The sequence below is a fragment of the Edaphosphingomonas fennica genome, assembly GCF_003034225.1.
GTDB lineage: Bacteria > Pseudomonadota > Alphaproteobacteria > Sphingomonadales > Sphingomonadaceae > Sphingomonas_E > Sphingomonas_E fennica.
In genome coordinates this window covers 1-16884 of the sequence record NZ_PHHF01000004.1, presented here as the reverse complement: position 1 = coordinate 16884, position 16884 = coordinate 1, and the positions used below count along the sequence as shown (strand labels likewise).

The following is a 16884-nucleotide window of genomic DNA, read 5'->3' as shown; positions in this document are numbered from 1 at the left end:
CGCCCAGGAACCACCGATCTGTGCATCATGGCCGATCCTGCCGAACCGCAAGTACACGAGCCTCGGAAACGATAGGGCGATTGACCGAACCGGGGCTGGCCCCTTCTGGTGTCTCTCCGAAAGGCGTGCCCGGTATTTCGCTGGAGCCCGTTGACCCGGACGGAGCAAACGGACCCGGCAGCGCCGGGCGACTGAAACCAGGTTCGAACAATGTTCCTCCGAAGAGATTGAGATCACGGGCTTCGGCGCGCCCCATGGCAGCCAGAAGCGTGAATCCGGCCACGTAGGCGTCGCGTTCTGCGGTGACGAGTTGGACGCGGCTGTTTAGGAGTTCCTGCTCGGCGTTCAGTACGTCGAGCACATTGCGCGTGCCCACGGTGTTTTCCGCACGAACGCCTTCGAGAGCGAGCTCGTTGGCGGTGACAGCGGATTTCGAGGCTTCGATCACCACCAGCGTTGCCCGATAACGCGAAAAGGCGGCGCGGGTGTCCGCGACGACGCGGCGCTCAACGAAAACGATCTGCTCGAGTGCCTGACCTGAAAGGGCGTTTGCCCGTCGGACTTCGGCCGCAGGCAGGCCGCCCTGGTAGAGCGGGATCGTCGCGGAGAGGCCGACCATCGCCGTGGTCTGCGCTTGCCGGAAGACCCGACCCGGCGACGTGCTGGTCAATGACCCGAGGTAATTGTTGTAACCGGTGCTGGCCACCACAGATAGGCTGGGAAGCCGCGAAGAGGCCGCGACGCGAACGTCATAGCGAGCCGCACTGGCGTCAGCCTTCGCGGCCAGGAGCTGGGGGTTGTTCTTGATGGCAATGTTAACTGCGCTCTTCGATGTTGCGGGAAGGCCGGGCAGGACGGGTGGTTGTTCCAGGTCCCGCGCCGGCACGCCGACAAAGCGAAGATAGTTTTCGAGGCTTGCATCGAGCTGCGCTTGCGCCAGCTCCAACTGTCCCCGAGCGACGGACAGCCGCGCTTCCGACTGGGCGACATCAGTCCTCGTGAGGTCGCCAACCTCAAAGCGGTCGCGCGAGGCTTGCAGATTGGTCTCGAGCACGTCGACATTGCGCGCGTTCAGCTTCACAATCGCACTGTCGCGCATAACGTCCATGTAAACCGAGACGACTGCGGTGAAGACGTCCGCCTCCGTCGCGCGCAGACCCGCGCGGCCGGATTCGACACGTGCATCGGCCGCGCGGATCGAATTCTTGACACGGCCGCCCTGGTAGAGAGGAAAGGACAGGTTCGCGCTGGCATTCGCCGCTCGCAAGGGCGCAGAGAAGCTGTTCGCAGACCGAACGACGAACTCCTGATAATCGGCGGTGGCACTGAGATTAGGCCGACCGGCCGCCTTTGCGATCGGCACACCTTCATCGGTTGCCCGAAGACCGGCGCGCGCGCCGGTCAGGCTGGGATTGGTTCGATAGGCCGTGATCAGTGCCTGGCGGAGGGTTTCAGCAGATGCCGCCGTCGCGAACAACAGCGGTAGTGCCGCGATCGTCAATCGAAGAGCTTGCCCAGCCATCATGCCGCCTCCGCGTTGTCGCGGTAGGCGAGGAGACGCAGCGCGTTGAAGACCACCAGGAGCGTCGATCCCTCGTGAACCATGACCGCGGGTCCAATGCCCAATCCGAGGATGGTTGCCGGAACTAGCAGCGCAACCACACCCAAGCTGACGACGAGATTTTGCCGAATGATCCAGCGAGTCTGGCGGCTCAGTCCCACTGCGAACGGCAGATGCGCCAGATCGTCCGCCATCAACGCCACATCTGCCGTCTCCAGCGCGACATCCGAGCCCGCGGCGCCCATGGCGATGCCGACGGTCGCATTGGCTATGGCAGGCGCGTCGTTAACGCCATCTCCAACCATCGCGACGGGCATTTCCTTCCGAAGCTTTTCGATCGCATCGACCTTGTCCTCGGGCATCAGGTCGCCCCAAGCCTCGTTGACCCCGACATCTGCAGCGATAGCGGCGGCAACGCGCTGGTTGTCGCCCGAGATCATAATCATTCGACTGATCCCCAAAGACTTCAGCCGATCGATGGCGGCTTTGGCCGCAACCCGCGGCGTATCCATCAGCCCGATCACACCCAGGTCGCGGTCGCCCATTCGCACCACCATCGTGGTTCGTCCCTGCTCACGCAGGCGTTCGATTGCCTTCGCCATCTCGCTGGAGAGCGGAGCGATCCCGTCGCTCCCGAACATTTCAGCCTTGCCGATGAGGACGGCTTCGCCATTGACCCGTGCCCGAACGCCACGGCCGGTAAGACTGTTAAGATCATGGGCGGCAGGAATGGGTTCCTCGTCGAGAAACTGGCGCCCGTCGCGTACGATAGCAGCGGCGAGCGGATGGTCGCTCAGATTCTCGACCGCCACGGCAACCGTCATGAGCTCGTCATCCTCGACGCCTTTGGCCGAAACAATGTCGGTGATGCGCGGCCGGCCTTCGGTGAGCGTTCCCGTTTTGTCGAACGCGAGCGCGGTGAGCGAACCAAGGCTTTCAAGTGGTCCGCCGCCTTTGATCAGAACTCCGCCGCGTGCAGCGCGCGCCACGCCGGACAACACCGCGCTCGGCGTGGCGATGGCAAGCGCACAGGGACTCGCCGCCACCAGCACCGCCATTGCGCGATAGAAGCTGTCCCGGACTGGTTCATCAATGACCACCCAGGCGAACAGGAGAACCACGACGCCGCCGAGAACGGACGGTACGAACACGCGCTCGAACCGGTCGGTGAAGCGTTGCGTGGGCGATTTTTGCGTTTCCGCCTCGCTCACCATCTTCACTACTTTGGCAAGCGTAGTGTCGGTGGAAAGGCGAGTCACGGCGATCTCAATCGCGCCCGGCCCATTGATTGTCCCGGCGAACACCCGGTGCTGCGCGGGCAATTTGTCCGGTCGCGCAGCTGCTTGCGATCGGTCCGGGACAGGCTCCTTGTCGACCGGCACGCTTTCGCCGGTCACGGGTGACTGATCGACACTGGAGCGGCCGACAACAACGAACCCGTCCGCAGGCAAACGCTCGTTCGGTTTTACCACCACGGTATCGCCGACGACCAGATCCTCTACCGGCACCTCGCTGACGCTGCCGTCACGGCGCACCATGGCGGTTTGTGGCGCCAGCTCGGCGAGCGCCTCAATGGCGCGCTTGGCCCGCCCCATGGCATAATGCTCAAGCGCATGGCCTAGACTGAACAGGAAGAGCAGAAGCGCGCCCTCTGCCCAGGCGCCGAGCGCACCCGCTCCAGCCGCGGCGACAAGCATCAGTGTGTCGATCTCAAACCGCTTAAGCCGTAGGTTCTCGATCGCTTCCCGCAGGGTGAACCAACCGCCTAACACATAGGCAGCGAGGTAACAGACGAGAGAAATCCAAGCGGGAAAGGTCGTCAGTTTCTCGATCGCAAATCCGGTAGCAAGGATAGCGCCGCAGAGAAGTGCGAAGATCAGTTCGGTATTGGGGCCGAAGATGCCGCCATGGATATGCTCATGGTCGTCGCTGTTACTTTCCGCAGCCGCATGATTGCCATGATCATGGCCGGCATGATCGTGCGGTTCCCGTGGCAGTGCGCGCTCGGCGGACGCGCCCGTCCGCCGGCGGACGCCCATTTCGGCGAGCGCACTACTGATATCATTGGCGGTGATTTCGGCGCGGCTGAGTTCGACGCGGATTGTCCCTGCGGCACTGGCTTCGGATTCGACGACGCCGGGTAGCTGCCGAAGGCGATCGCTTACGGTGCGCGCGCGCCGGGGATGGCCCAGGCCATCGACCGACCAAAGCAGGTGCTGGTACTGCTCCGTCAGCGAGGCTCCGGCAGATCTTGCGACCTGTCGCACGCGTTCCAGCGGCAGCACGTCCGGATCATAATGGATGCAGAGTTGCGCGGGGTTGTCGGCGTTAGCGGCAATGATGTGCGCTTCATCGATCCCCTGCCGGCCTTTTAGGTCGGAGGTAAGCCGGTCAAGACACTGATCAGCCTCGTCCGGAACATCCGGAAGGAGGAGCGGAATATCGAGACGCAGATGATCTTTCATGCTTCCTTCCCTAAGCCCGCTGGCGCCATTCGTTGCGTGCTCGCCCCACGACCGCTCAGCCCATGTTCATTGGTGAGGTGCGGGCGAGATCGAACGCCCGCACCTCATGATGACGGCATCGGCGATGCCGATGTCGCCAAGCCGGAGAGCTTGTGGAGTAAGGTGGACGCCTGCACTTGCCTCCTGCGGTAACCTGGCGGCTGTTCGCGGAGCAGCGTCTTAATGATGTCGACCGACCCGATGCGAATAGCGGGAGATCGTGGTCCCCCGCCGCAGATGGGTCGTCAGCAATTCGTCGGCCCTCACGAGGGAGCGTCGGAAGCCCCGCTTCAAGATCACAAGTCCGAGCCACGAACCCAGTCCCGAACAGGACAGACGATGGGTGAGTTGGGTGCCCTGAGCTAACTTTTCCAAATGATAGCCCTCCTCGACCTCGATCACGCCTCGGATCCCCGTTCGCCAGGCAAAATCGGACGGCCGGTCGAGGTGAACAATTGTTCCAGTGGCCGAAAAAAGCGGGGCTGCGTTGCCTGGCTTCCAATAGGTACAGGTGACCTTCCTGGGATCCACCGGGTCGCTCTGGAGCGTTATGAAAGGATGCCAATCGCAATAGCGGTCCACATCGACAATCAGCCGCCAGACCCGCGCCAGGGGTGTGGGTAACAAAATCGAGTTTTCGACCGTAAACATGTGTCGTTATCCCAAGCGTCTCGCCGGGTGTTCGCGCCCGTCGGGAGGAGGCTTGGGGCGGCCTGCAAGCATGTCGCGCCCAAACTGCCCTTGGCGAACCAAGCGCTTCGCCTCGGGACCCGGCGTAGGTCATTCGTCTGTTTTCGGGATGGCCTGTTCGGCCTTCCCGCCCAAAATTTCGACCTTTTCGAGCGTCATGAGCCCGACGTCAGGAACGTCATCGAGCGCCGCGACGAAGTCTCTCAGCTTGGCTTCCTCGTCGACGATCTCGATGACGATGGCCCGGCGGCTTTCCAGAACATGGCCTCGATGAAGGCGAGGCGAATGGCCAAAGCCGATCAGTGCCTCGAGCACGGTCACCCCTGCCAGCTGCTTTTCGCGCGCCAGCGAGGCGATATACTCGTAGACGTTGCGATCCCCCATATAGGCGGCTTCGTCGGTGTATATTCGCAGCAATTTGATCGACTTGCCCATATTCCTCTCCTTCATTCCGTTGCTGGGACGTCAAGGCCTTCGGGCTGGCGGTCCTTGCGGCGCCAGTTCCACTTGATGCCCAGCACCACCTTGGTGATCGCTGGGAGCACGAGCAGCGTCAGGACGGTCGCGGCGATGAGTCCGCCAATGACGGTCGTCGCCAGGGGCTTTTGGACTTCGGCGCCGGTGCCGTGCGCGAGCGCCATTGGCACGAAGCCGATCGCCGGCACGAACCCGGTCATCACCACCGCTCGCATCTTCTCGGCCATACCCTCGCGGATTGCTTCCGCCAGCGGCCGACCGCTTTCGAGCCGTTCGCGGATCGCGGTCATCACAACCAGGCCGTTCAACACTGCCACACCGGCCAAGACGATGAAGCCAACGGCTGCCGAGACTGAGAAGTTGATGCCTGTCATTGCGAGCGTGAACACGCCGCCGGCAAGCCCGAGCGGTATCGCCAGATAGACCGCCAGTGCCCGGCCGATACCGCCCAAGGCCATGTAGAGCAGCACGAAGATCACGGCGAAACACAGAGGCACTACAATCGACAGTCGCTGAGACGCTGCTTGGAGGCTCTCGAACTGGCCGCCCCACGTGAGGTAGTAACCGGCGGGCAGCTTCACCTGCGCGATCTTGGCTTGCGCCTCCTGGACAAACGATCCCGCATCACGACCTTCGAGGTTGACCTGCACCGCAATCCTCCGTTTGCCGTTCTCCCGTCTGACTTCGTTCAGACCTTCGGTGAGTTGAATCCGCGCGACCTGCGCGAGCGGCACCTGCTTCCGCGCATCTGCGCCGTCCTGCGGCAGCAGTACCGGAAGAGAACGGATGTCATCGAGATTGACCCGCGTCGCGTCCGGTACGCGGACCGTGATGTCGAAGCGCCGGTCGCCTTCGTAGAGCAGTCCCGATTCTCGCCCGCCGAGCGCCGCCGCAACAGTATCGGCGACCTCCTGTACGGTCAGCCCATAGCGCGCGATCATCGCGCGATCGAGCTTCACGTCGAGCATTGGCGCACCGCCGACCTGGTCCGCCTTCACGCTGGCCGCACCTGGGATCGATTGCAGCACGCGGACCATCTCGTTGGCCACCTGCGACATCTTGTCGAGATCGTCACCATAGAGCATGACGGCCACGTCGCCGCGCACGCCAGCGATCAGTTCATTGAAGCGCAGTTCGATCGGCTGACTGACTTCGTAGAGTTGGCCGAGTTGGCCGCCTGCCGCCTTCTCGACGCGCTCAATCACGTCGGCCTTCGTCTCGACGCCCGCCGGCCATTGATCCTGCGGCTTCAGGATGACGAAGCCATCGGAAATATTGGGCGGCATCGGGTCGGTCGCGACCTCGGCGGTGCCGGTCTTGGAGAACATCAACTCGACCTCAGGCAGCTTCTTGACCGCCTCTTCGACTTTGCGCTGCATCACCAGCGACTGCTCAAGGCTGACAGATGGAACTCGCGTGGAGGCAAGCGCCATATTCTTCTCATCGAGCTGCGGGATGAACTCCGAGCCGAGCAGCCCGAAAGCCGGAACCGCCGCGAGAAAGAAGGCCAGCCCGCCAACGATGAACGGCCAAGGACGCGCGATCGCCTTGTCGAGGAGCGGCAAATAGCGATCCTTGGTCTTGCGGATCAGCCACACTTCCTTTTCGGCAACCCGTCCACGGATGAGCAACGCCACGAGTGCCGGCACCAGCGTAAGCGTCAGGATGAACGCGGCGACCAGCGCCAGCATGATCGTGATCGCCATCGGCGAGAAGGTCTTGCCCTCGACGCCCGTGAACATCAGCAGCGGCGAGAAGGCGAGAAGGATGATCGCCTGCCCGAACACGGTCGGCTTGATCATCTCCTGCGCGGCATGCATCGTTTCCTCGAGCCGCTCCCGAAGTGTCATCAGCCGCCCTTCATGCTCCTGTCGGTGCGCGAGGCGCGCCAGACAGTTCTCGATGATGATCACCGCGCCATCGACGATCAGGCCGAAGTCCAGGGCGCCAAGACTCATCAGGTTCCCAGGCACTCGAAAGACATTCATCCCCATCGCCATCATCAGGAAGGAGAAAGGAATGACGAGGGCGGCGATGATCGCCGCGCGCCAGTTGCCGAGCAGCAGGAACAGCGAAGCCGCAACAAGCAACGCGCCTTCGGTCAGGTTGCGCTCGACCGTTCCCACCGTCGCGTTGACCAAACTGGCGCGGTCGAGAACGATCTTCACCTCAACGCCGGGGGGCAGTGTCTTCGATACCTCGTTCAGCTTGGCCGAGACGTCCTGCGCGACGGTTCGGCTGTTCTCGCCGATGAGCATGAGCACGGTGCCGATCACGGCTTCTTCACCGTTCATACTGCCGGCGCCTGTGCGTAGGTCGCCGCCAATCCTGACATTGGCGATCTGCCCGACGGTGATTGGAACACCGCCGCGCGTTGCCACGACGGCATTCCTGATTTCGTCGACCGAGCGCACTCGGGCGTCGACGCGGACGAGATAGGCCTCGCCTGCGCGATTATAGTAATTTGCTCCGACCGCGAGGTTGGCCTTCTCCAGCGCTTCGCCAAGCTCGCTATAGGAGATACCGAAGCTCGTGAGCTTGGTTGGATCGGGCTCGACCACGAAAGTTTTTGCGTAGCCGCCGATCGAGTCCACGCCCGCGACGCCGGACACGGCCTTCAATTGCGGGCTGATGATCCAGTCCTGCACGGTGCGCAGATAGCCGGCTTTGGCGATCTCGTCGGTAAGCAGGTCGCCTTCGGCTGTGAGGTAGCTACCGTCCGGCTGCCAGCCAGGCTGTCCGGCGACTTTCTTGGCGCCCTTGCCATCGGGATTTTTGTAACCGACGGTATACATGACGACTTCGCCAAGTCCGGTCGTCACGGGGCCAATCTGCGGCTGAACACCGTCGGGAAGATTCTCGGTTGCCTGGCGCAAACGCTCGCCAACCTGTTGACGGGCAAAATAGAGGTCGGTCGAGTCGGTGAAGATCGCCGTGACCTGACTGAACCCGTTACGCGAAATCGAGCGTGTCGTTTCGAGCCCGGGAATACCGGCGAGCGAGATCTCGACGGGATAGGTTACGAGCTTCTCGATCTCGACCGGCGAAAGTCGCGGATCGACGGTGTTGATCTGCACCTGTTTATTGGTGATGTCGGGCACCGCATCAATCGGCAGCTTGGTCAACTGCCAGACGCCGAGCCCGGCGACGATGAGGAAGAAAAACAGAACCGCCCAGCGTTGGCGAACGGCAAGCGCAATGAGACTTGCAATCACGGCTTATTCCTCCTCGCCCGCGCCCTTGCCGAGCTCGGCCTTGAGCAGGAATGCGTTCCTGGTTGCGATCATCTGGCCGGGCTTCAGGCCCGACGTGACTTCAACCCTGCCGGCGCTGCGCTGCCCGATCGTGACGGACTGTGCACGAAACCCCTGCTTGGTTCGCACGAACACCACGTCGCGGCCTTCCAGCGACTGAAGACCTTCCTCGGGCACAACGATCGCGCCGGAAACATCGCCGCGGCTCGGCCTCAGCCGCACCCGGACCGCAAGGCCCGGCACGAGGGCGGAGTCACGCACATCGAGCACCGCCGTGGCGGCGCGAGTCTCGCCACTCAGCGTGGGCGTAATCGATCGCACGCGCGCATCGATCGTCCGGCCGTCGGGAAGCTCGACGATTGCCGTGTCGCCGGCAGCGAGGCGCTGCGCATCGAGCGGGCCAACGGCCGCCTCAACCTGGATTTGCCGCGGGTCGGCCACCCTGAACAGCTCGGTTTCGGGTTGCACGAACGCTCCCACGCTGATGCTTGCCGCCGTGACGCGGCCGGAGATCGGGCTGGCGACAATCACGCCGCTGCCGTCGCGGGTGACGTTCGCGGCGCTTGCTGCGACCTGGGCGCGCCGGGCTTCGGCCGAGGCAGCCGCAGCTTCCGCCTGCGCCCGCTCATAATCGACGCGAGCTGATACCTTCTGCTCGTAGAGTTGGCGTTCCCGGGCAAGATTGCGCTGGGCAAGGACTGCACGCGCGTCTGCCGCCGTCCGATCGGCCGCGATCTGGGCAGCATCCCGGCTCTGCACGACCGCGAGCCCCTCGCCGGCCTTTACAGGATCGCCGAGCCGCTTGAACACGCGAGTGACCGCGCCGCCCGCGCGCGCCGTGACGATCGCCTCGCCGTTTGGCGCGGCCGTGACGGTAGCTTGGGCGGGAATTTCAGAGCCAAGGCCGCCCGAACGGACCGCCTCAACGGCGATGTCGGCGGCGCGGATCGCCTCGTCCGTCATCGCGAGGCTGCTCGGCGGGGCTTCCGCACTGTCCTCACCGATACTGGACTTCTGCGCTTCTGCGGCCGGGTCTGCGGTGCAGCGAGCAACCGTGAAGCCGCCGACGGCCGCAAGCAGGACGGCGCCACCCACCCCGCCGAGGAGGCGTCTATTCTGAGTGATCATTTAGCATCTCCGAATTTCATCTGGGCCGGCTGCGCTGGGTCGCGCGTTGCCGCGAGCCGTAAGGGAAGGACATTGCAAGAGCGCGCTGCGGAATACGTCGCAAGGGTCACAACGGGCTTTGCGTTATTGCGATCGGATGCAGCACCAAATCCTTCGATGGACTCAGCTGCACGAGCGACGGCCAAAGGTGACACCAAGGGGCTGGTATCTATCGAGACAAGTTCGCTCATTGACTGGTCTCCACATCGTTGGCGGTCGCTGCCTGACGCTCCAGAGTTGCCTGGGCTTCTGCGCGAGCACGTCGTGCCGCGATGAGTTCGGCTTGTGTCGAGGCATAGGCCTGCTGAGCGTCGAGCAGCTCGAGCAACGATGACTTGCCGGCCCGATAGGAGAGTTGGGCAAGCCGCAACGCCTCGCGTGCCTGGCCAATGCCGCTGCCTTCGAGGGCCGTTACACGAGCTTCGGCAGCGGCAAGCACGGAACGGGCGTTGGCGATTTGGGCTTGGGTGTTGGCGAGAACGTTGTTTCGGCGTGCTTCCGCCGCCTGCGTACCTGACCGTGCCGCCGCCACATTGCCCTGGTTGCGATCGAACACTGGGAGAGGGACGGATAAACTTGCGATCAGTGCCCGATCACCAGTCTCGCGCAGCTGGCGTACGCCCACTCCAACCGAAGGATCAAGGCGGCCCTCGGCGCGTGCCTGGCGCAATTGTGCCTCAGCAATTACGCGTTCGGCTTCGGCAAGCCGCACATCGAGCGTGGCCATGGCATCAACTGATCTGGGCGGCGGCAGCATGTCACCGCCAACCAGTTCTGTCGGCGGAATATCGACACCGAAAATCGCCGCGAGCGAACGCCGGGCGGTGACCTCATCGGCTTCGGCCGTGCGCAGAGCCGCGGTCGCCTGGGCCAGTGCCGCCTCTGCTCTGAGCCCCCGAAGTGGCGGCTCCTTTCCCGCATCGACGAGTTCGCGTGCGATGCGCGTCAACTCACGCGCCCGTGCCTCATTTTCCCTCGCAAGCGCCAGATTGTCACGCGCCGATACACCCAACGCAAACAGATTACGGACCTGCTGTCCGAGATCAGCGCGGGCGATCGCGAAGCGGTATTCCTGGGCTGCGAGTTCGGCTTCGGCAAGCGTCATGCGCGCCTTGCGCCGCCCACCGATATCGAGCCGCTGATTGACTGAGACCGTCGTCTCGGTTCCGTTAAAGCCCGAATAAGGACCCGTGCCGGCGAAGTTCTCGACCTCGACGTTCAGGACCGGATTGAAGCGAAATTTCGCCTGGCGCAGCCGGCCGCGCGCGGCATCAACCTCAGCTCTTGCGGCGGCAAGCGCAGGGGAGCGCGCTTCTGCCTCCTCCAGTGCCTTGCTAAGCGTCAGCTTTGCAGGAAGCGGTCCCGTTCGGACCGATGGTGCCATCGATGGCGCAGGCGGCCCGGCCATTTCGGACGTTGTCGCCTGCGCGGCAGCGGGCGCGGCTGCAAATGCGGCCACGAGCGCCGCGGCCGTGGCGGCGGCAGTTTTGCGATGCATGAAGAAGGAACTCCTGACAATCCAAAGGTGCGCACCTGTTTGCAGTCAGGCGCAGCCAATTGGGCTGTCAGGCGATTGGAGGGCGGAAGGTGCCGATGAATGTTGGCGGCGCAAGGCCCGAGCTTGGTTCCGCAGGCAGAATTTCGACTTTCGTCAACATCACCTCGTCGCCCGCAGGCTCGACCGGCACACTGATATGATGACCATGGCAAGCATGGAATTTCACCAGAGATTTGCCGTCTTCCGATGGGGAGCTTTTACCCTGCTCGGCGCCATCCTTGGCTTCGTTGGGCGAATTGAAGCAGCTGCTCACCGAAGCGATAGCAGCGCGGCCTCCACCCATTTCCGCCGCATGCGCCATCGATCCCGCCACCATGCCGGTGGCGACAAAAAGACCTATAATGAGCGCGAACAGCCCCTTCATATTTCCAGGCCCTATCGCCATTGTTACCGGAAGGAAAGAGAAAATTGCGATATCGATCAATCCGCGACGCCGTATGTCATCTTGCATCATAGATGTAATGGTGTATCATTGATCGATTTTGGCGAAAACACTCCGAATATTTCAAAACAAATGTGTAAATATGCATGCAGTTATCTTTGAACTCTCGTAATCTCTTTACTCATGCAGATCGCCATCTATCATTAACTACCAAAAACTTGGTTATTTATAGAGAAATGGCAAGGGTCTCAAAATTGTGAACTCTTATCATCGAGCGTGATGCCGAGGCAGCACAGACAATGTACTCCTTGAGGTTGCCTTCCGGATCGATGCTTCTGCGTGAGCGTGTCGATGATGCACGTCCAAACATGACCAGAAAGGGGCAAAAATGTACGACGAACTGGGTCGGGAGCATGAGCCAGGGCAAATCGCCGCGATGAAGCGGCGCTTCGATTCGCTCGGCAAGAAGCGCCGGATCAGATGATGGCTGAAAAACCAAAGCCGGATTCAAGGTAAAGCAAGCCGCTTAGTATCCAAGGCTTGATGCCATCGCTGAGCAATAGCTTGGCAAGCGAAGTCCTCGCGCCGAAAAGCGTCGCTAAGAGCAGCGCATTGGAGCCCCGGGCCGGTGCATCCAACCTTGTCCAATTGAATCGTCATTTACTCTCGTCCGGGGTCCGGTGCTGAGACGTCGCGTCGGTGCGCTGTCCCCTCAAGCCCAGCCGGCGCGAGCGCATCGAGGATAAGGCAGTGGGCGATCGTGCCCTGCTCGCATTGATCGAGCAGACGAACCAGTTCCTCGCGAAGAGCATTCAGATCCGCAATCTTGCGGTCGATTTCCGCCACATGCGTGCTCGCGATCGCATCCACGGCCGCGCAAGATCGGTTCGCATCATCGGCGAGGTCAAGAAGCTCGCGCACCTGGTCCAGCGTAAAACCGAGATCGCGCGCACGGCGGATGAACGAAAGCCGGTTGAGATGCCGATTGGAATAAGCCCGATAGTTTCCAGCGGTACGCTTGGGGGGCGGCAGCAACCCCTCACGCTCGTAAAAGCGAACCGTCTCCACCTTCGTTCCCGTCCGTCGGGCTAGTTCACCGATCAGCAACATGACCGAACCGCCTCTACTATGGCCGTTGACGCGACACGTTACATACGCGCCGAGAAGCAACGACCGCTTGACCCTCTAGTGGATACAGGGTGGATAATCCCAATCCACTGATCGAGTCGAGGACGCATCAAGTGGACGATTGCTGCTCAAAGAAGGGAAGTGAACTCGCGAGGCTTGCGGCCAGGCGCGATCAGCGGCGCGTGCTCATCATCGTTCTCATCATCAACGCCATGATGTTCCTTTTCGAGTTTGGGGGCGGACTCATTGCCGGCTCGTCGGCGCTGATGGCGGACTCCGTCGATATGCTTGGCGACGCCTTCGTCTATGCGCTGAGCCTGTTCGCGCTTTCGCGGGGGCCGCGCTGGGAGGCTGGAGCAGCCTTGGCGAAGGGCTTCATCATCCTCGGGTTTGGGATCGCCGTATTGGCCGAGCTGGCGATAAAGATCATCCATGGCGTGCCGCCTTCGAGCAGTCTGATGCTGGAGGTGGGATCGGTCGCACTCGTCGCGAATCTCAGCTGTCTGGCGCTTCTATGGCGTTTCCGCACAGCCAATGTGAACATGAGCAGCACTTTCGAATGCTCGCGCAACGACGTCGCGTCGAATGTCGGAGTACTGGTCGCCGCCGCGCTGGTCGGCCTATTTGCGTCGCCCTGGCCGGACGTCATCGTGGGCGCGGCTATTGCCGCCATTTTCCTACGCTCGGCCGTCAAGGTCCTGCGCAGCGCCTGGCCAGTGTGGCATCAGTCGGCATCACCCAAGCGCCCGGGGATCGCCAGGGACGTTTGACAAGCACGCTGGCCTAGCCGTCGCCGCAGCAACCCGCATCTTCGCCCTCGATCTGAATTGGCGGGCACGGCAAGCTGCCATAGGAACAGAAGACGCAGCAATCACCGCGCCTGGGTCGCAGGATCGCGCCGCAGCCAGTGCAGTCGTAGAAATATTGGCACGCATCGGTCGGCATGGTTTCGGTCTTCACGAACCCGCAACGCGGGCAAGTGAGCGTCGATTGGAGTTGAGGAGGGCGCTCAGACATAGGAATAGCCCAGCCACAGCAGGATCGCCCCTGAGATCAGCCCGATCAGCAAGACGAGACGCAGCCATCCAGGTGTGCAGACTCTGTCGGAGGCGCGGGCAATGGCCGAGCGCTGCGTCCGCCAGAGCAACAGCGCGCCGCCAGCGAGGCTGAGCGTACTTAACCACAACAGAAGAACCCGGTATGGCGCGGCCACCATCGCGATCCCGCCGAGCCATGCAGCGCTGAGACCCGCCGTCATGAGCACGACTGGCAACGCACAGCAAGACGCCACGCTGAAGGCGGCGGCGATACCGCCCAGCGTCAATGCAGCGGCGCCACGCGCGCGCACGAGACGCGCAGCATCACGCGGATCGATCGACATCAGCGACTCCTTGAACCGGTCATGTCCCGGTCTTACCGTCTGTAGCAACTACAGACTCAAGCTCTTTTTTGTGGAGTGACGCATGACGGCCAGTGGGGTGATCACGATTGGCGACCTGTCACGGCAGACAGGCTGCAACATCGAGACGATCCGCTATTATGAGCGGATCGGCCTTACGCCCAAGGCAGGCCGCCGCGGCTGCTATCGCTGTTACGGCGTGACGGATGTCCACCGTCTTCGCTTCGTTCGTCGTGCCCGTGAACTCGGCTTTACGCTCGACGAAATCCGTGCGCTGCTCGGGATTGCCGCCGAAGGCCAAGTGTCCTGTGCGGAAGCCCGTGAGATTGCCGCTGCGCATCTGGAGAGCGTCCGTGCGCGCCTCGCCGATCTGCAGCGCATGGAGCGGGTTCTCGACGAAACCGTGCGGGCATGTGACGGGGGCGATAGCTCCGGCTGCCCCCTGATCGAGACGCTTTCAGCAAATGGTAGCTGAACCTCGGGATTGCCATAGCAGCGCGCTTTACTCGGCGGCAGCCGTATTCGACGCATGCTTCCGATCATTGTAACGGAACCCGATCCAGAGGACCGCCAGCGCAAGAATTTGGAGCAGTAGAGGCTGTAGCGACGGGAAGATGCCCAGCATCGAAAGCCTTGGTATATGCGCGACCGGCGTGATGTCGATGAGACCGGCTTCCTGAAGCGCTGCCGTCCCTTTCCCGGCGAGCACCACCGCGAGAACAGCGATGAGCACTGAGCTATAGGCGAAGAATTTGCCGATCGGCAGCGAGCGGCTGTAGCGCAGCATCGTCCAGGCAATCACCCCGAGCAGTACCACCGCGGTCCCGGCGCCTGCTGCGATGATGCTGCCGCTCCCTTGTGCCGCGAGCGCGGCGAAGAAGAGGATCGTTTCGAACGCCTCCCGATAGACGACGAGAAACGCGAGGCCGAATAGGAACCAGGCTGACCGGCGCGACAACGCCTTGCCCAGCGCTTCGCGGATATAGCGCTGCCAGCTTTCGGCATGCGACTTGCCATGCATCCAGATGCCGACCGAGACCAGCACCACGGCGGCGAAAAGCGAACCGAACCCTTCGGTCAGCTCGCGGCTGGCACCGCTGATCGAGATTGCATAGGTCGCGACAGCCCAGGTCGCGCCGCCAGCGATGAGCGCCGCGATCCACCCGCCATGGACATAAGGCAGAACCTCGGGGCGGTCCGCCTTGCGCAGAAACGCGATCATCGCAACGACAATAAGCAATGCCTCAAGTCCTTCGCGCAGCAGGATGGTGAGCGCGCCGATGAAGGTCGAGGCGTCGCTTGCCGCATCGGGCGAGAGCGCCGTTTCGGCATCTGAGAACAGGCTTTCGAGTACGGCCGCCTTCTGGGCGAGCGCCTCCACGGACACCCCGCGCCCGATGGCGGTCCGGAATTCGCCCATCGCGCCCTCGATGCGCGCCATGAGCGTCGCGTCGCGGGCGGTCAGGATCGGCTCTAACGGTTCGAACCCGTCGAGATAGGCCGAGAGCGCAAGCCGTTCGGCGTTACGCTGGTCTCCCGCGCGATAGGCCGCGAGACTTTGCACGAGCTTCTCGCGGGCGACCGACAGCGACGCAGGCCTTGGTGCGCCGAGCGCTTGCGGGTTCGCACGTAGATAGGCGAAGACGGCATCCGCCTTGTCCTGCCCGATTGCACGGCCGAGGGTCTCGGGTGTCATGCTGGTGAATGCCTGAAGGTCAGGGACGCGCTGACGTAGCGCCGGATCATCCTTCCAGATCCACTCACCGGCCGAAACGTCCTTGAAAGCGAAGCCGCCGACATGTGCCGCCAGCGCCCAGCGGTCATCGGAAGGCAGTTGAGCGAAGCTTTGCATCGCCGTGCCATCTAGCCCCTGACCGATCACCTGATAGAGCGCGAACAGGCTGCGCTTGCGCGCGCGCTCGACATCAGTGAAGGCGATCGGCGGCGGGTTCAGTCTCGTTGCCTGAGGGCCGTGACCATCGCCCTTCATCCCGTGGCAGCTCGCGCAATTTTCCGCATAGAGCGCGGCGCCGCGCACCGGATCGGGGGCTTTCGCGGGTGCGAGCGGCACGGGATAAGCGGCGAGCAGGTCGCCTGCGAGTCCACGCGCTTTCTGGGCCACTGCTTCAGGTGCTGCCTTGGATGCGATAGCCGCCTGGAGTTCCTTCGCCTCGGCAACCAGCCGGGCACGCTCGGGCTTTGCCGGCAGGGCCGCGATGCTGCTCTGGACCGTAGCCGAGAACTCGGTCATCTCGGCATATTCCGCGGCGCTGGTCACCCGGCCATTCGAAACTGCACCGGCATAGTCGACAGCTACATAGTCGAGAAGCCGCCAAACGGTCTGGACCTCTCCGGTATCCGCGCGCGCAGACGCGGGATACGGAATGGAGCCGCTGAGGGCGACGAATAGAATCAGGAGGAAAGGAAGACGGAAAAGGCTGGCCACGCAGGGAAACTCCAAAAATCAGGCCGCCAGTGAATGCTCGCGCAACTCGGCGCGTGCTCCACGAAGGATCTCGTAGGCGGAATGGAGGAAGAGGAGCGCGATAACGGCCGCCACTGCCAGATCGGGCCAAGCGCTGCCCGTCCAGGCGACTAGCCCAGCAGCCCCGATCACCGCGACATTGGCGACGGCGTCGTTGCGGCTGAACAGCCAGACCGCCCGCACGTTGGCATCGCCCTCGCGTGCGCGGCGACAACTACGATGGCCGGTTGAGCGGCGACTATGATGGCCGGTAGGATCGGTTGTCTGGTCTGATCGTAG

General features: G+C 62.7%; 15 protein-coding genes. 2 read left to right on the top strand and 13 right to left on the bottom strand.

What is annotated here, in order from left to right:
- Positions 1-25 precede the first annotated feature (25 nt).
- The 9 genes from CV103_RS01015 to CV103_RS00975 all read right to left on the bottom strand — a co-directional run bounded on the left by CV103_RS01015 (position 26) and on the right by CV103_RS00975 (position 12703).
- Positions 26-1522, bottom strand: coding sequence for a TolC family outer membrane protein (locus CV103_RS01015; protein WP_107393721.1), 1497 nt, complete (start codon positions 1520-1522; stop codon positions 26-28).
- Positions 1522-4026: a heavy metal translocating P-type ATPase gene (locus CV103_RS01010; protein ID WP_107393668.1), complete on the bottom strand. Its 2505-nt coding sequence runs from the start codon at positions 4024-4026 to the stop codon at positions 1522-1524. The genes CV103_RS01015 and CV103_RS01010 overlap by 1 nt, the downstream gene beginning before the upstream one ends.
- A 219-nt stretch (positions 4027-4245) precedes the next feature.
- The gene (locus tag CV103_RS01005; RefSeq protein WP_107393667.1) at positions 4246-4716 is read right to left on the bottom strand and encodes an SRPBCC family protein; all 471 of its coding nucleotides are present in this window, start codon (positions 4714-4716) and stop codon (positions 4246-4248) included.
- Positions 4717-4845: 129 nt separating this feature from the next.
- The gene (locus tag CV103_RS01000) at positions 4846-5190 is read right to left on the bottom strand and encodes a DUF190 domain-containing protein (RefSeq protein ID WP_107393666.1); all 345 of its coding nucleotides are present in this window, start codon (positions 5188-5190) and stop codon (positions 4846-4848) included.
- Positions 5191-5201: 11 nt separating this feature from the next.
- Complete coding sequence (locus CV103_RS00995; RefSeq protein ID WP_146163355.1) at positions 5202-8447, bottom strand: efflux RND transporter permease subunit; 3246 nt, start codon at positions 8445-8447, stop codon at positions 5202-5204.
- 3 nt (positions 8448-8450) lie between these two features.
- Entirely contained in the window at positions 8451-9614 is a 1164-nt protein-coding gene (locus CV103_RS00990; protein ID WP_107393665.1) for an efflux RND transporter periplasmic adaptor subunit, read from the bottom strand.
- Positions 9615-9840: 226 nt separating this feature from the next.
- Positions 9841-11151 (bottom strand): TolC family protein, encoded by a 1311-nt coding sequence (locus tag CV103_RS00985; protein ID WP_107393664.1) that lies wholly within the window; start codon positions 11149-11151, stop codon positions 9841-9843.
- A 67-nt stretch (positions 11152-11218) separates the two neighbouring features.
- Positions 11219-11635 (bottom strand): hypothetical protein, encoded by a 417-nt coding sequence (locus CV103_RS00980; protein ID WP_146163354.1) that lies wholly within the window; start codon positions 11633-11635, stop codon positions 11219-11221.
- Positions 11636-12253: 618 nt separating this feature from the next.
- The gene (locus CV103_RS00975; RefSeq protein ID WP_107393662.1) at positions 12254-12703 is read right to left on the bottom strand and encodes a MerR family transcriptional regulator; all 450 of its coding nucleotides are present in this window, start codon (positions 12701-12703) and stop codon (positions 12254-12256) included.
- Positions 12704-12792: 89 nt separating this feature from the next.
- Between CV103_RS00975 and CV103_RS00970 the strand changes: the two genes are divergently transcribed.
- Complete coding sequence (locus CV103_RS00970; RefSeq protein ID WP_245896594.1) at positions 12793-13491, top strand: cation efflux transmembrane domain-containing protein; 699 nt, start codon at positions 12793-12795, stop codon at positions 13489-13491.
- Between the two features lie 13 nt (positions 13492-13504).
- On the opposite strand, the gene CV103_RS23030 is transcribed toward CV103_RS00970, so the two are convergent.
- Positions 13505-13738 (bottom strand): GDCCVxC domain-containing (seleno)protein, encoded by a 234-nt coding sequence (locus tag CV103_RS23030; protein WP_107393660.1) that lies wholly within the window; start codon positions 13736-13738, stop codon positions 13505-13507.
- Entirely contained in the window at positions 13731-14102 is a 372-nt protein-coding gene (locus tag CV103_RS00960) for a mercuric reductase (RefSeq protein ID WP_107393659.1), read from the bottom strand. The genes CV103_RS23030 and CV103_RS00960 overlap by 8 nt, the downstream gene beginning before the upstream one ends.
- An 82-nt stretch (positions 14103-14184) precedes the next feature.
- On the opposite strand from CV103_RS00960, the gene CV103_RS00955 reads away from it, so the two are divergent.
- Positions 14185-14595 carry a MerR family transcriptional regulator gene (locus CV103_RS00955; RefSeq protein WP_107393658.1) on the top strand — a complete coding sequence of 137 codons (411 nt, stop codon included), beginning with the start codon at positions 14185-14187 and terminating at the stop codon, positions 14593-14595.
- Between the two features lie 27 nt (positions 14596-14622).
- Here the strand turns inward: CV103_RS00955 and CV103_RS00950 are convergent, their stop codons facing one another.
- Both CV103_RS00950 and CV103_RS00945 read right to left on the bottom strand, forming a co-directional pair.
- Positions 14623-16566: a cytochrome c/FTR1 family iron permease gene (locus CV103_RS00950; protein ID WP_107393657.1), complete on the bottom strand. Its 1944-nt coding sequence runs from the start codon at positions 16564-16566 to the stop codon at positions 14623-14625.
- An 18-nt stretch (positions 16567-16584) separates the two neighbouring features.
- On the bottom strand, positions 16585-16884 hold a 300-nt coding region (locus tag CV103_RS00945), incomplete at its 5' end, for a cation efflux transmembrane domain-containing protein (protein WP_146163353.1).